15 protein-coding genes are annotated in these 11,788 nt (G+C 70.9%); 1 reads left to right on the forward strand and 14 read right to left on the reverse strand.

Annotated elements, in window-relative coordinates; translation table 11 throughout:
- Window positions 1-62: 62 nt before the first annotated feature.
- The 11 genes from ACPT94_RS10845 to ACPT94_RS10895 form a co-directional block, all read right to left on the reverse strand.
- Window positions 63-323 (reverse strand): hypothetical protein, encoded by a 261-nt coding sequence (locus ACPT94_RS10845; protein ID WP_360332066.1) that lies wholly within the window; start codon window positions 321-323, stop codon window positions 63-65.
- Entirely contained in the window at window positions 320-556 is a 237-nt protein-coding gene (locus ACPT94_RS10850; RefSeq protein ID WP_425245721.1) for a hypothetical protein, read from the reverse strand. The genes ACPT94_RS10845 and ACPT94_RS10850 overlap by 4 nt, the downstream gene beginning before the upstream one ends.
- Before the next feature lie 24 nt (window positions 557-580).
- A complete protein-coding gene (locus ACPT94_RS10855; RefSeq protein ID WP_425245722.1) occupies window positions 581-1,456 on the reverse strand; it encodes a peptidoglycan-binding protein in 876 nt (291 codons plus the stop codon).
- A gap of 94 nt (window positions 1,457-1,550) precedes the next feature.
- The gene (locus ACPT94_RS10860) at window positions 1,551-2,267 is read right to left on the reverse strand and encodes a hypothetical protein (protein WP_425245723.1); all 717 of its coding nucleotides are present in this window, start codon (window positions 2,265-2,267) and stop codon (window positions 1,551-1,553) included.
- Complete coding sequence (locus ACPT94_RS10865; RefSeq protein WP_360332077.1) at window positions 2,267-3,400, reverse strand: hypothetical protein; 1,134 nt, start codon at window positions 3,398-3,400, stop codon at window positions 2,267-2,269. The genes ACPT94_RS10860 and ACPT94_RS10865 overlap by 1 nt, the downstream gene beginning before the upstream one ends.
- Before the next feature lie 28 nt (window positions 3,401-3,428).
- Window positions 3,429-4,445 carry a hypothetical protein gene (locus tag ACPT94_RS10870; protein WP_360332079.1) on the reverse strand — a complete coding sequence of 339 codons (1,017 nt, stop codon included), beginning with the start codon at window positions 4,443-4,445 and terminating at the stop codon, window positions 3,429-3,431.
- Between the two features lie 81 nt (window positions 4,446-4,526).
- Window positions 4,527-5,741 (reverse strand): hypothetical protein, encoded by a 1,215-nt coding sequence (locus ACPT94_RS10875; RefSeq protein ID WP_360332082.1) that lies wholly within the window; start codon window positions 5,739-5,741, stop codon window positions 4,527-4,529.
- 40 nt (window positions 5,742-5,781) lie between these two features.
- Window positions 5,782-6,699, reverse strand: coding sequence for a phage distal tail protein (locus ACPT94_RS10880; protein WP_425245724.1), 918 nt, complete (start codon window positions 6,697-6,699; stop codon window positions 5,782-5,784).
- An 18-nt stretch (window positions 6,700-6,717) separates the two neighbouring features.
- Window positions 6,718-7,989, reverse strand: coding sequence for a phage tail tape measure protein (locus tag ACPT94_RS10885; protein WP_425245725.1), 1,272 nt, complete (start codon window positions 7,987-7,989; stop codon window positions 6,718-6,720).
- Window positions 7,986-9,182, reverse strand: a complete 1,197-nt coding sequence (locus tag ACPT94_RS10890) for a phage tail protein (RefSeq protein ID WP_425245726.1) — start codon at window positions 9,180-9,182, stop codon at window positions 7,986-7,988. Before ACPT94_RS10890 ends, ACPT94_RS10885 begins: the two co-directional genes overlap by 4 nt.
- Window positions 9,183-9,204: 22 nt before the next feature.
- On the reverse strand, window positions 9,205-9,921 hold the full coding sequence (locus ACPT94_RS10895) for a hypothetical protein (protein ID WP_425245727.1): 717 nt from the start codon (window positions 9,919-9,921) through the stop codon (window positions 9,205-9,207).
- Between the two features lie 157 nt (window positions 9,922-10,078).
- Between ACPT94_RS10895 and ACPT94_RS10900 the strand changes: the two genes are divergently transcribed.
- Entirely contained in the window at window positions 10,079-10,270 is a 192-nt protein-coding gene (locus tag ACPT94_RS10900) for a hypothetical protein (RefSeq protein WP_360332096.1), read from the forward strand.
- A gap of 16 nt (window positions 10,271-10,286) precedes the next feature.
- Here ACPT94_RS10900 and ACPT94_RS10905 read toward each other — a convergent pair whose 3' ends face one another.
- The 3 genes from ACPT94_RS10905 to ACPT94_RS10915 all read right to left on the reverse strand — a co-directional run bounded on the left by ACPT94_RS10905 (window position 10,287) and on the right by ACPT94_RS10915 (window position 11,650).
- Window positions 10,287-10,496, reverse strand: coding sequence for a hypothetical protein (locus tag ACPT94_RS10905; protein ID WP_360332098.1), 210 nt, complete (start codon window positions 10,494-10,496; stop codon window positions 10,287-10,289).
- Window positions 10,497-10,862: 366 nt separating this feature from the next.
- Complete coding sequence (locus tag ACPT94_RS10910; protein WP_425245728.1) at window positions 10,863-11,243, reverse strand: hypothetical protein; 381 nt, start codon at window positions 11,241-11,243, stop codon at window positions 10,863-10,865.
- 116 nt (window positions 11,244-11,359) lie between these two features.
- Window positions 11,360-11,650: a hypothetical protein gene (locus tag ACPT94_RS10915; protein WP_360332101.1), complete on the reverse strand. Its 291-nt coding sequence runs from the start codon at window positions 11,648-11,650 to the stop codon at window positions 11,360-11,362.
- Between the last annotated feature and the right edge of the window lie 138 nt (window positions 11,651-11,788).

Consider the following 11,788-nt stretch of genomic DNA (forward strand, 5'->3'; position numbering starts at 1 on the left):
ACGTCTGAAGGACTGAAGGGCGGTCACCCCGTTGCGTACGGGGTGGCCGCCCTTCGGCGTGTTCAGCGGCCGGTCAGTTCCCAGAGCGCGACGGCCGCCGTCGCCATGGCGGCCAGGGCGCCGATGCTGGCGACGGGCCAGCGGGAGCGTTCCAGCGCGTCGAGGCGCTGTTCGTGGTCGGCGAGCTGCTTGTCGGTCTGGTCGCTGCGCTGGACCAGCAGCGCGAGCTGTCCGTCGGCGCGGGCGAAGCCGGCCTCGACGGTGCCGCGCAGCCGCTCCAGTTCGACGGCGACGACGGCCGGATCGGAGAGGGATTCGTTCACGCGCCGCTCCCTTCGCTGTGCGGGGTGTCCGTGCGCAGCCAGGAGGGCAGCAGGGCCTGTACGGCCGGCAGGGCCATGACGCGGGTCACGGCACCGGCCGTGGCCAGGGCCCCGGCGACCCAGGGGAGGGTCTCGGGGACGCCCACGGTGTCGACGACCGTCGGCAGCAGGACGCACAGGCCGACGGCGGTTTGCAGGACGGTGCGGAGAGACCGCTTCATGGCCACTGACATGGGGTACCTCGTGTTCTCGGACGATCAGGAGCTGTACGGGACCTGGAGGGCCGCCCAGGACTTGGCGCCCGGCCAGCCGTCGGCGGCGGCGCCGGTGTAGCCGAGCCTGCGCTGCCACTGGGCGTACGACCTCCGGTCCGCCTCGGTCCACTGCGGGCCCGGCCCCTCGGTGTACGCGGAGCAGCCGACGGCGACCAGGCGTCTGCCCATCGCCGTGACGATCGGGGAGCGCGGCTGCCTCCTGAACCACGCGGCGCCGGGGAACGGCTGGTACCGCGGAGTGGTGGAGCCGGAGCCCGTGGGCTTCTCGTCGAGCCGGGCGGCGATCCGGGCGCGCAGGTCGGCCATGGCGAAGCCGCGCGGGTCGATCTTGGCGCTGGTCCATTCCTTGTGGCCGATGACGGAGCGGGCGCTCCAGCCGTGGGCCCGGCACAGGGCGGCCGAGGCGCGCACGATGGCCTCCAGCTGGACCTCGGGCCACGGGTCCTTGCCGTCGCCGAGGTTGACGCACTCGAAGCCGTAGAAGTGGGCGTTGCCGTCGGTGGTGCGCCGGCGGGGAGCGGGCAGGGGGGAGCGCTCGGCGGCGACGGCGGCCAGCACGTCGGGGTCGCCGGTGCCGGCGTGGTTGGCGCGGCCGTTGCCGACGAGGTGGACCGTGCCGTCCTTGGCGATCACGCCGTGGCAGAGCGGGCCGGGCAGGTCGGAGCGGCCGTGGAAGCACATGCTCACCGTGGAGCTGGTGCCGGTGGTGACGGTGTGGTGGACGACCACGCCGTTGACCGGGCCCCAGCTTCCCTTGTGGTTGCGGTTGTTGGTGCGCCAGCCGGCGTGCTCGACGACGGCGACGCCCTCGGCCCGCAGAGCGGACACGAGGGCGGTGGCGGAGAGGGGGTTGGCCATGGGCGGTACCTCCCGGGGTGGGTTTGCGGCATGAGAAGAACCCCGGCCGGCGGCTCGGGGTGTCGGGGTGGGGAGGAGGGGGCGGGGCGGAAGGTCAGCTCTGCCGGCCGTGCATGAGGATCGGGGTCGCGTGGACGGTGCCGGAGGTGCTGGTGACGATGGCCTGGATCTCGACCTTGAGCAGGGTGGTGTAGGCGGAGGCGAAGTCGGCCGTGATCACGTCGGTGTGGTCGAAGTCGGTGGGGGCGGTGACCGTGGGGCCCCACTGGCTGCCGTTGACGAGCACCCGGACCTGGCCGGTGGCGCCGGAGCTGACCCTGGTGTTGAGCCAGAGCCGCATCTTCGGCTGCCAGACGGGGTTGTGCGACACCGCGATCGTGGTCCAGGAGGTCGACGAGGTCTGCGGCCAGCGGGCCTGCCCGGTGTCCTGCGGGGGCAGCATCGCCAGCCAGGGCCGGGCCAGGCCGCCGTTGGCGATGTCGTCGGAGATGATCTCGCGGCCGGCGGAGTCGTAGATCCGCAGCGGCTGCAGCGCGGTGGCGGTGCCGTTGCCGTTGTACAGGCTCAGGGCGAAGGTGCCGGTCTGGCGGCGGATCGCGAGGCCGAACTCGTCCCGGTCCCACTTGCCGACCCGGAACACCTCGGCGCCCTCTTCGCCGGTGGCCTTCCTGGGCGCCCGTACGGAGAGGTAGCCGCCCTCGCCGGACCCCTTGTTGAGGGCGGGCAGGCCGTTGACGGCGGTGGACAGCTGCTGGATCCGGCGTTCCATCTGGGTCAGCCGGTCGATGATGTCTTCGGGGAGCTGCGGCATCAGATCTCCTCCAGGTAGAGCTCGGCGGTGTCCGGGCGGCCGCGCTGGGCCGGGCTGACCTTGACGCCGACGATCCGGTAGCGGGCGTCCAGGCCCTCGGTCCACCACTCGTCGGTGATGCGCAGCCGGACGGTCCGGCCGAGCAGCGCGGGCGGCACCAGGTCGTCGAGGCGGACGCTGATCTCGGGGATCACCACGGTCCCGGTGGCCGAGGCCAGCTCGGCCTTGGCCAGGGAGTCCAGGGTGGCCTTGCTGGTGACCTCGGTGTGGTCGGAGGACAGGTCGATGCGCGGGTAGCCGGCCTTCTCGATCAGCTCCGTCGCGACCTGGATGTCGGAGCACTGCGGGTAGGACTCGGCGGCCTGGTTGTTGTTGACGGACGCGCCGCGCGTGCGGGCGGTGGTGCCGCCGCGGGTGGCGTCGCGGGGGAAGGAGTACGAGAGGATCGTGCCCGGCCGGTCCAGCAGCAGGTCGGTGGTGTCGATCAGGATCTTCGGGCTGCCCAGGCGCAGCCGGCGCACCCGCGCCCCGGTGCCGGGGTCGCGGTAGACGGCGATGTGGTGCTCGAAGCCGTTGTCGACGGCGGCGAGCGCGTCGATCGCCTCCAGGTAGACCGTTTCGTCGCCGTCGCGGTAGGAGACGGTCCGGTTCTGGGAGGAGGTCTCGGTCCCGTAGGTGACGCCGATGTCGCCGCCGATCTCCACGGGCCCCTGCTCGTTGTCGAACTTCCCGGTCTGCAGGTGCTGCCACAGCCTGCGTGCCACCTCCAGCTGGTCCTGGCCCGAGAAGGTCAGGTTCTCGCGGATCCGGCGGCGTCCGGCGTAGGACTCGAAGGTGGCCGCCTGGATGCCGAGGGTCATCACGCCGCGGTCGTCGCTCTGCAGGGTGGACGTCCAGACGATGCCGCCCCACCACAGGTCGTTGCCGCGCTGGAGGTAGACCGAGGTGCGGCCCTCCTCGATGCGGCGGACCCGGGCCGCCATCGCCGCGTCGGGCACGGGGACGGTGCCGGAGAGCGAGCCGGCCCTGCCGATGTAGTCGTCGACGGTGACATCGCGCAGCGGCAGGATGTCGATGGTGCGGTCGGTGCGCAGATCGCAGAAGATCGCGCGGTACGGGGTGTTCGTGGTCATGCGCGGTCAGCTCCTCGGCGGCGGGCGGTCACAGGACGTAGCAGCTGGAGACGCGCACGACGTTGTTGGTCTGGATCACCCCGCTGGTCGTCCAGTTGAGCAGGTACACGGCGCCGTCGGTGGCGATGCGGACGGCGCCGCTGCCGTTGCCGTCGCCGGCGACCGCGAACATCTCGGTGGCCGGCCGCCAGCCGGAGGGCAGGGTGCAGATCAGCTCGTCGGTGAGCTGGCCCGGGTTGGCGGTACCGGCGGCGCTCGCGGTGAGGTTGGCGCCGGTGCGGGTGAGCTGGATGTTGAAGGAGCACACCCCGCGGGTGCGGCGGGCGTTGAACGAGGTCACCGACCAGCCGGTTCCGGCGGTGGCGCCGGTGGTGGCCGTGTCCACGACGACCGCGGGCTCGGCCCAGGCGCTGCCGGTCCAGCGCTGCAGCACACCGTTGTTGTCGCGGTACTGGCCGGGGTAGGAGCCGCCCGCGGTGTCGGACGTGACGGGCAGGATGCCGCCGACGGCGACCGTGGTGGTACGGCGGCCCGACAGCGCGGAGTTCCAGACCATGTCGCCGGACCCGGCGCTCGCCCCGGCCGGTATGGACACCGAGTACAGGGGGAGGGCGAGGGCGGGCGTGGCGGGCACGACCGGGACGGCCTTCGCCTCGCCCTTGACGATCTCGACGACGGCCTCGCTGCGGCCGAGGCCGTCCTGGACGGTGTCGTAGACCCGCAGCACGACCAGGTCGATGCGCGTGTACTGGGGGTCGCCGTCGTCGAAGGTCAGGGTCATCGGCTCGGTCAGGGCGACCGGGTAGGCGCCCTGGGCGTCGGTGCCCTGGACGACGGCCCGGCCGGGGCTGACCGTGGCGGTCATGGTGTCGTCGGTGCCGGTCATGGTGAAGCCGGCGAGGCGGGTCAGGCCGTCGGAGGAGCCCGGCAGGATGCCGGAGCGGGTGGCGACGGGCGAGGTAGGGGTGAGGGCGCCGAGCGAGACGAGCCGGGTGTCCTCACGGGACTGGCCGTCGGGGGACAGCCATCCGGAACGTACGGGCATGGTCGACTCCTTGTCTGCGGGGGTCGGTTCGGGTGCTGGTGTCGGCGGTCGGGCCGAAGACGCGCGACCGGGGGGAGCGGATCAGGGAGCGGCCGACTCGTAGGTGCCGTAGATCGACAGCACGTCCCCGGCGGACCAGGCGAACGGGAAGTTCTTGTCCCAGATGTCGGCGGCGAGCTTGAGGCTGTCGCGCAGCGAGCGGACGATGCCGCCGTTGGTCGTGGCGAGCAGCCCGGTGCCCGGGTACATCAGGCTCTCGGAGCTGTCGAAGCCGAGCACGTTCAGCACGCGCCCGTCCAGCTTCCAGGCCGATCCGTGCGGTGCGGTCGGCAGCGAGAAGGTCCAGTTGCCGTTGCCGTCCTGCGCCGACAGATTGGTCGTCGAACCCATCTTGAGGTAGATCCGGATGTGCACGAGCGTGCCCGTCTTCACGTACGAGCCGGCCAGTGTGCCGTTGCCGATGACCGGCTGGGCGCCGTTCTCGGCGCCCCACTTGGGTGTGTAGTCCGTCCACCTGGGCTCCGGCTGGTACGACACCCAGGCGGAGCCGTTCCAGCGCTGGAGGACCCCGCCGGAGTCCCGGTACTGCCCGGTGTAGGTGGCCGTGGTGAGCGTTCCGGACGGCGCGATGCCGCCGAGCGCGCTCGGGTACGACACCCAGGCGGAGCCGTCCCAGCGCTGGAGGGCGCCGCCGGAGTCCCGGTACTGGCCCGGATAGGCGCCGTTGCCGGTGTCGCCGACGACCGGCAGGATGCCGCCGATCGCGACGGTGGGCGTACGCAGGTCCAGGGTGTCGTTGTTCCAGTTGATGCCGCCGTTGCCGGAGCTGACCCCGGCCCGGACGCGGATCCGGTAGATCGGCAGCGCGATGCCCGGCAGCGCGGGTTCGACCGGGTTGGCGTCCGCCTCGCCCTGGACGATCTCGACAGCGGCCTTGGTCTGGCCGGACTCGTCGTACAGGTCGTCGTAGATCCGCAGGACGACCATGTCGTAGCGGTCCTGGGCCTGGCCGTCGGCGAAGGTGAGGGGGAACGGCTCGGCGAGGGTGACGGGGTAGGCGCCCTGGCCGCTGCCGGCCTGGATGACGGCGCGGCCCTCGTGGACGGTGGCGTTCATGGTGCCCGCGTGGCCCTCCGTCCAGAAGCCGGAGAGGCGGTACTGCCCGTCGTAGGAGCCGGGCAGGATGCCGGAGCGGACCTGAAGAGGGTTGGCCGGGGTGGTCGCGCCGATCTGGGTCAGGCGGGTGTCCTCGCGGGTCTGGCCGGTCTCGGCCACCCATGAGCTGCGCAGGTTCACTGGTTTTCTCCTCGGGGGTTGGGTCGGCCGGCGGGCACGTTCACCACTCGGCGTCGCGCCAGCGGACCGTCATACGGGCGCCCGTGGCGTGCGCCTGCGGCCGGAACGCGAGTTGGGCACGGCCCGGTTCGAAGGCGAACAGTTCCTCGGGGCTGCTGTCCGCGGCGGCGGTGTTGCGGCGGGAGGCGGTGCCGTTGAGGGTGACCGTGCCGGCGGCGGTGTCGACGACGAGCTCGTCGCCGGCGGTGAGCGTGATCCGGTAGCTCAGCCGGCGGGTGGAGGCGCGGTCGGTCACCGTCGGGTCGGTGCACGGCCCGGTGAAGGTGATCACCGGGTGGGTGGGCGCGGATCCGGCGTTGTCGGCGTTCACGTCTCCGGTGGAGGCCGTCTGGCCCCAGTACAGCGGCCAGGTCAGCGGCCAGGTCAGGCCGCTCTCCGGCTGCGGGGGGCCGGTGACGGCGGTCTGCTCGGTGATCGAGTAGCGGCGCGGGTCGGTGGCGTACCACTGCACGGACGCCCGGGAGACGCCCTGTGTGGTGTACGTCCGGTCGGCGGCCAGCACGCGCTGGCTGACCCGGGCCCGCACGGCCAGGGTCTCGCCGTGCAGCCGTACGGCCAGCCAGCGCTCCGCGTCGCCGAGCAGCAGGGCCTGGCGCAGGGCGCGGGTCGCGGCCAGCGCGGTCGCGGCGCCCTCCTGCCCGGGCAGGGTCCACACCGTGGCGCCGACCTTGCGGGGCTTGGCGTAGCGGGCACCGGGCCAGGCGCCGTGCGCGGTCGGGTGGTCGGCGTCGGAGGAGTCGTACTCCGGCAGGTCCTCCCAGCCGGTCAGGCCCCCGCGGTCGATCTCGTACGGGGTGCCGGGGCCCAGCAGCAGTCCGGCCCACTGCATCTGCCCGTCGCGGGTGATGAGTGAGCCGGGGGGAAGGTCCTCGGTGTATGCGGTTGTCGTCTCGGCCATGGGGCCGTCACCTCACTGTCATGGGCAGGCATGGGCGGATGCCAGGAAGAGCAGGTCCTCTGCGGTGCCGTGGGCACCGGCGCCCCGGCTCTCGTGGAACTCCTCGATGTGGTGGCGGTATCGGCGGGCCGCGGCCGCCCGCCGATCGAGGACGAGCGCGCGCCGGCGTTCCAGGTCGGTCAGCGGCAGCACCCGGCCCGCCCGGCGGGAGGCGCCGGGGACGGCGATGCCGCCCTCGGCGAGCATCGGGATCTTGTCCAGATGCACGCCGAACTTCTTGCCGAGGATGCTGAAGCTGAGGCTGTTGAGCTTGTCGATGACCCAGTTGGCGAAGGCGATGAGCCCCTGGATCGGGCCCTTGACCACGCCGGCGACGGTCTGGGCGCCGGTCGTCACGAACTTCCCCATCGCGCCGAGGGTGCGGGAGGTGGCCTCCTTGATCCGGGTGAACATCCGGGGGATGTCCTTGCTGATCCAGGTGAGGGCCGGCTTCACGGCGTCCTTGAACCCCCGCCAGATCGACGACACCCTGCCGCTGAGTGCCCGGGTGTCCCCGGTGGTCAGCGCCTTGAGGACGGCGAAGCCGGTGCCCACCAGGGCGCCGATGGCGGTGAGCGCGGTGGTGATGAGGGTCAGGTAGCCGGTGACGTACGTGTTCACCGCGCTCGCGATGCCCTTGAGCAGCGGGGTCATGACGGTCAGGTAGCCCTCGACGTACTTCAGTACGAGGGTGGCGAGCTGTTCCATCAGCCGTTGCCCGGTCTCGGAGTTGAGCGCGAGGTCGAGCAGCCACCCGGCGACGGGGAGGAGCAGGCCGGTGACGAAGCCGATGGGGTTGGCGCGGGTGAGGGCGTTGATGACGAGCATGACGCCGGAGGCGATGGTCATGACGGTGCCGAAGGTGCCCAGGAGGTTGCCGAGGACGCCGGATGCCTCGATCAGCGCGCCGACGACGGCGAGGACACCGCCGAGGGCGGACTTGAGTTTTCCGAGGGCCTTCGTGGCGCCCTTCCCGCCGGCGTTCCTGATCCGGGGCGCGGCGGTGGCGGCGGTCTGTCCGGTCCTGGTGACGGAGCGGGCGGCGGCCTCGGCGTGCGCCTTCGTTCCGCGTACCGCGCCGGCGGCCTGGCCGGCGGCGGCACCGACGCGGTCGGCGCCGGTGCCGGCGTTCTTGATGCGCTGGGTGAGGGCGCGCAGCGCGCTGCGGCTCTCCTCCACCCGGGACCGGAAGGAGCTCACGGTCGGCGCGAACCCGCCCAGCGGGTCGGCCGGTACTGCCGGGGTACTCATCCGCGCGCCTTCGCCAGGAACATCAGGGCGTCGGCGGTCCGCTGCGGGCTGCTGGTCTCGGCCGCGTGGTAGTGCTCGATGTGCAGCGCGCCGCCACCCGCGCCGGCGGCCCCGGCGTACGGCAGGCCCTGGGCGGCGGCCCGCCTGAGTAGCCGGTCCAGCTTGCTCAACGGCAGGACGGCCTCCGCCTCACCGGCCTCGGCGAGGATCGCCGGTACGCCGCCGGAGCGGGGCATGACGACACCGCCGGCGGCCAGCATGGGGATCTTCGGCAGGCTGACGCCGAAGGACTTGCCGCCGACGCCGGGCACCCAGCCCGGGATCGACACCTTGATGCCGTTGAGGGCGCCGATCGCGCGGTTGATGATGCCGATGACCCCGTTGATGGGGCCCTTCACCGCGCTCTGGATGCCGTCGAAGGCCCGTCCCGCGATGCCCTTCAGCCCGCCCCAGATGCTGGACAGCTTGTCCTTCACGGCTCGGAAGGCGTTCGGGATCGCCGACCTGACCCAGTTCACGACGGGCGAGATGACGGCCTTGATGCCCTTCCAGACGCTGGAGACGACCGTCCTGATCGCCTTCAGCGCGGTGCTGATGGTCTTCTTCCAGATGTTGACGTAGGTCCTGATGACGGTGGCGACGGCCTTGACGACCTTCGAGATCGCCGTCTTGATGCCGTTCCAGACCGACTTGATCAGCTTGGCCGCGTTCTTCATGATCGGCCCGATGGCCTTCATGACGGTGCTGATCACGGACTTGATGACGCCGAAGGCGGTCTGCAGGACCTTCTGCATGGTCTTCGACTTGGTCGCCATCTCGACGACCTTCTCGATCAGCGGCATGAGCAGGTCCATGAGCATGCCGAAGAAGTTGCCCTTCATCGACTTGTTCATCTTGTCCTGGCCCTTGGCCGCCTTGCTCGCCCCGGACTCGTACTTGCCGAGGTTCTTCCCGGCGGTGGAACCCGCTTTCCCGGCCTTCGAGAGGGACTTCTCGGCCTGGCCGGATGCGGTCTTGAGGTCCTTGAGTTCCTTCTCGGCGCCCTGGGCGGCCGTCCTGATGGCCTTGAGCTGGGTGGCGCCCCTCTGACCGGAACTGCCGAGCTCTTTCGCGGCCGTGCCCGCCCCGGAGGCCTTCTGCCTGAAGTCCTGCAGGGCACCGGACGCCTTCTTCAGTGAACTGACGACGCTCATGTGTTGTCTCCTCGGCGTGTGGTCAGCCCGCGGTTCCGGCCAGTTCGCGCAATTCCCTGTTGAGGCCATTGATCGAGCCGGCGAGTGTGTCGATGGCCTGGTGCTTCTGCGCCGCGCTCTCCAGCTTCTTGGCCGCCGAGGCCATCTGCTTCATGGCGCGGGGGGTGGCGAGGCCGCGGACCTTGCCGCGGTAGGTGTCGATCTCGGCGTTGAGGTGGCCCATCGCCTGCTTGACGGCGTTGATCTGGTCCACGGAGGGGAGGTTGGGCTGCTGGGCGCCCGGATCTTCCCCCGGTTGCATTCCCCACTTGCCGCTCTCGGCTCGGCCGAAGTACCGGGGCTTGCGCTTCTCGTCCGGCCTCACCTTGCCGAAAGCGCCCAACGTCCGCGTGCGGCCCGTGAAGGCGAGGGTTATTTCCTTGAACTTCGCCACGAGGCCGGCGATGAGGGCGACGGCGGCGACAACTGCGGTGGCGCCGAGGATGATTTTGGCAGGGAGGTCCGCGCCCTTGGTGATGGCCAAGAATTCCTTGATGGGGGATGTTTCCTTGGCGATTTCCTGCCATTTCTTGGCTTCTTCTTCCTCCTTCTTCTGTGCGCCCTTCTCGAACGCTTCCTTGAGTTCTTTGATCTTCGTGTCGAAATGTGTGGTTGTCACAGCCGACTTGGAATGGTTGTCGAGCTTCTGCTCGACGTCCGTCACCTTGTCGTAGACCTCATCCGTGGTGTGCTGTCCCATGGATCGGCTCCTTCTCGGTAGTCGAGCGCCTCCGAGGTGCGCCTAAAAATTCCGAAACAGGCAGAATCTGGCGGTGTGGCAGGATGATTCCACCCTTGTTCGAATTAGGTGCCTCCGGTATTCTTTTGCCGCGACTGCCCGGCTGAATGGGGGAAACGTGAGACTCTGGTACTTCTTCATGGGGACCGGGGCCATGGCGATTGCGGGACTTTTCTTCTTCGCTTCCTTCGCGCTGTGGCATTCCGGCCGATATGACGGCGGCGGCTCGCCGAGACCCATGCTTGTCGTGCTGAACGCGGCCGCCGGTTTGGCGTTCCTGGGGCTCTGCGTGTGGCTTTATTCGCTCTGAGCGGGGCGGGTTTCCGTCAAGGGCGAGTGCCCCGCCGCGCCCGCCGGGCCTCCGTCAGGGCGTCCGACCAGCCCGCCGCGTAGGCGCGGGACTCCCGGGCGAGCAGTTCTTCGTACACCCGGTCGAGCAGGGCCTCGCCGTCGGGGGCGTTGGTGTGCAGGAGGTGCGCGAGGCGGGTGTAGGTGTCGATCGGCTGCTTCGGGGAGTTGCTCGTGCCAGTCGCCATGTCGGGCCTGCTTTCCGGTCTGTCCGCTGGTCTGTGATGCAGATGGCGCTCCTGAGGTGTTCGAAGCGCCAGTTCGAACTAGTGTACGAGTAATCCCGTGGTGTCGTTCCGTGTTTGCCGAGGACTCTCCGTGGTGGCGCGGTACGAGACCTGCGGCGATGCAGGGTGCACGGAAATGTTGTGCCGGGTTTGTGGACGCGCGGGGGCGCGGAGAGGAGGAGGGAGGCCGGGCTGCAGAGGGCATCCGGCTTGCGTATGTCCAGCGGTCCGTGGTGGACGGGACACGGCACGCCTGATCGCGCCCCCGCGGGGGCCCTGGCGAGCCCTCGGACGACTTCCCCCTCTCCGCTCGCGCCGGGCCCCGGATCAGGCGAAGAACCGGGCCAGTTGGGCAGCGGACGGCGCCCGGTCGTCGGCCTGGGCTCCTCGCCGGGCCGCGTCGGTCGCGGGCCCGGTGGCCGTACCGGTGCCCGGCCCTGTGCCGCGGTCGGCGTCTGCGCCGCCGGTCCCGCTGTCCCAGGGCCCGTCCTCGTCCATCTCCTCCGGCCCGTCCCCCGGACGCGGCACCGGCACCGGGGGATCCGGCTGGTCGCCCTCGTCCGAGTTGACGCACGCGAACATCCAGTTCGCCGCCGCGAGATGGTCCACGGCGGCGGCCAGCAGATGGTCCGTCACCGACCACTCGGCGGCCTCGCCGTGCAGGTCCCGGTTGAGGGCGCTGTCGCGCGGCAGATGCTTGATGAGCACCGCGAGCCGCCGCGCGGAGAGGCGGTCGCGGTGCCAGTCGAGCAGGTCGATGCCGTAGTAGCGGAGCAGGTCCGCTTCGAGGGCCTCGGCGTGTTCGTCGACGAACCCGACGAGGCTCAGCCTTCCCCCAGGCCGAGCCCGGTCTCCTTGCCGTAGGCCTCCAGGATGGCGGCGATGTCCTGCATGGTGACCTCGTGCCGCTCGAAGCGGGCGAACTGCTGCTCGCCCATGAGCAGCCCGAGCAGCCCGTCCACGTCGTTGTCGTCGAGCTTGCGCAGCGCCTTGGCGGTGGCGCGGGTCAGCTCCGTGGGCAGGGTGAAGCTCTCGCCGTCGAGCTCGAACGACCAGGTGCGGCCGAGGGCTTCCAGGCGCTGGGCGCGGGCGGCGTTGACGTCGAAACGGGCCATGGTGATGGGTGCTCCTTGGGGTCCGTGAAGCCTGGTGGGGACAGAGGTGCGGGATCCGGGGTGGGGGGGGGCCCGCCGCGCCCCCCCCCCCCCGGGGGCCCCCCCCCGCGGGCCCCGCCCCCATCATAACCAAACCCG

It is taken from the genome of Streptomyces aurantiaciflavus (assembly GCF_049808595.1).
Lineage (GTDB): Bacteria > Actinomycetota > Actinomycetes > Streptomycetales > Streptomycetaceae > Streptomyces.

What these genes read in the sequence shown, in the direction of transcription:
- ACPT94_RS10850 (WP_425245721.1), bottom strand. Translation starts at nt 556, where the DNA reads ATGTCAGTGGCCATGAAGCGGTCTCTCCGCACCGTCCTGCAAACCGCC.
- ACPT94_RS10855 (WP_425245722.1), bottom strand. Translation starts at nt 1,456, where the DNA reads ATGGCCAACCCCCTCTCCGCCACCGCCCTCGTGTCCGCTCTGCGGGCC.
- ACPT94_RS10860 (WP_425245723.1), bottom strand. Translation starts at nt 2,267, where the DNA reads ATGCCGCAGCTCCCCGAAGACATCATCGACCGGCTGACCCAGATGGAA.
- ACPT94_RS10865 (WP_360332077.1), bottom strand. Translation starts at nt 3,400, where the DNA reads ATGACCACGAACACCCCGTACCGCGCGATCTTCTGCGATCTGCGCACC.
- ACPT94_RS10870 (WP_360332079.1), bottom strand. Translation starts at nt 4,445, where the DNA reads ATGCCCGTACGTTCCGGATGGCTGTCCCCCGACGGCCAGTCCCGTGAG.
- ACPT94_RS10880 (WP_425245724.1), bottom strand. Translation starts at nt 6,699, where the DNA reads ATGGCCGAGACGACAACCGCATACACCGAGGACCTTCCCCCCGGCTCA.
- ACPT94_RS10885 (WP_425245725.1), bottom strand. Translation starts at nt 7,989, where the DNA reads ATGAGTACCCCGGCAGTACCGGCCGACCCGCTGGGCGGGTTCGCGCCG.
- ACPT94_RS10890 (WP_425245726.1), bottom strand. Translation starts at nt 9,182, where the DNA reads ATGAGCGTCGTCAGTTCACTGAAGAAGGCGTCCGGTGCCCTGCAGGAC.
- ACPT94_RS10895 (WP_425245727.1), bottom strand. Translation starts at nt 9,921, where the DNA reads ATGGGACAGCACACCACGGATGAGGTCTACGACAAGGTGACGGACGTC.
- ACPT94_RS10905 (WP_360332098.1), bottom strand. Translation starts at nt 10,496, where the DNA reads ATGGCGACTGGCACGAGCAACTCCCCGAAGCAGCCGATCGACACCTAC.
- ACPT94_RS10915 (WP_360332101.1), bottom strand. Translation starts at nt 11,650, where the DNA reads ATGGCCCGTTTCGACGTCAACGCCGCCCGCGCCCAGCGCCTGGAAGCC.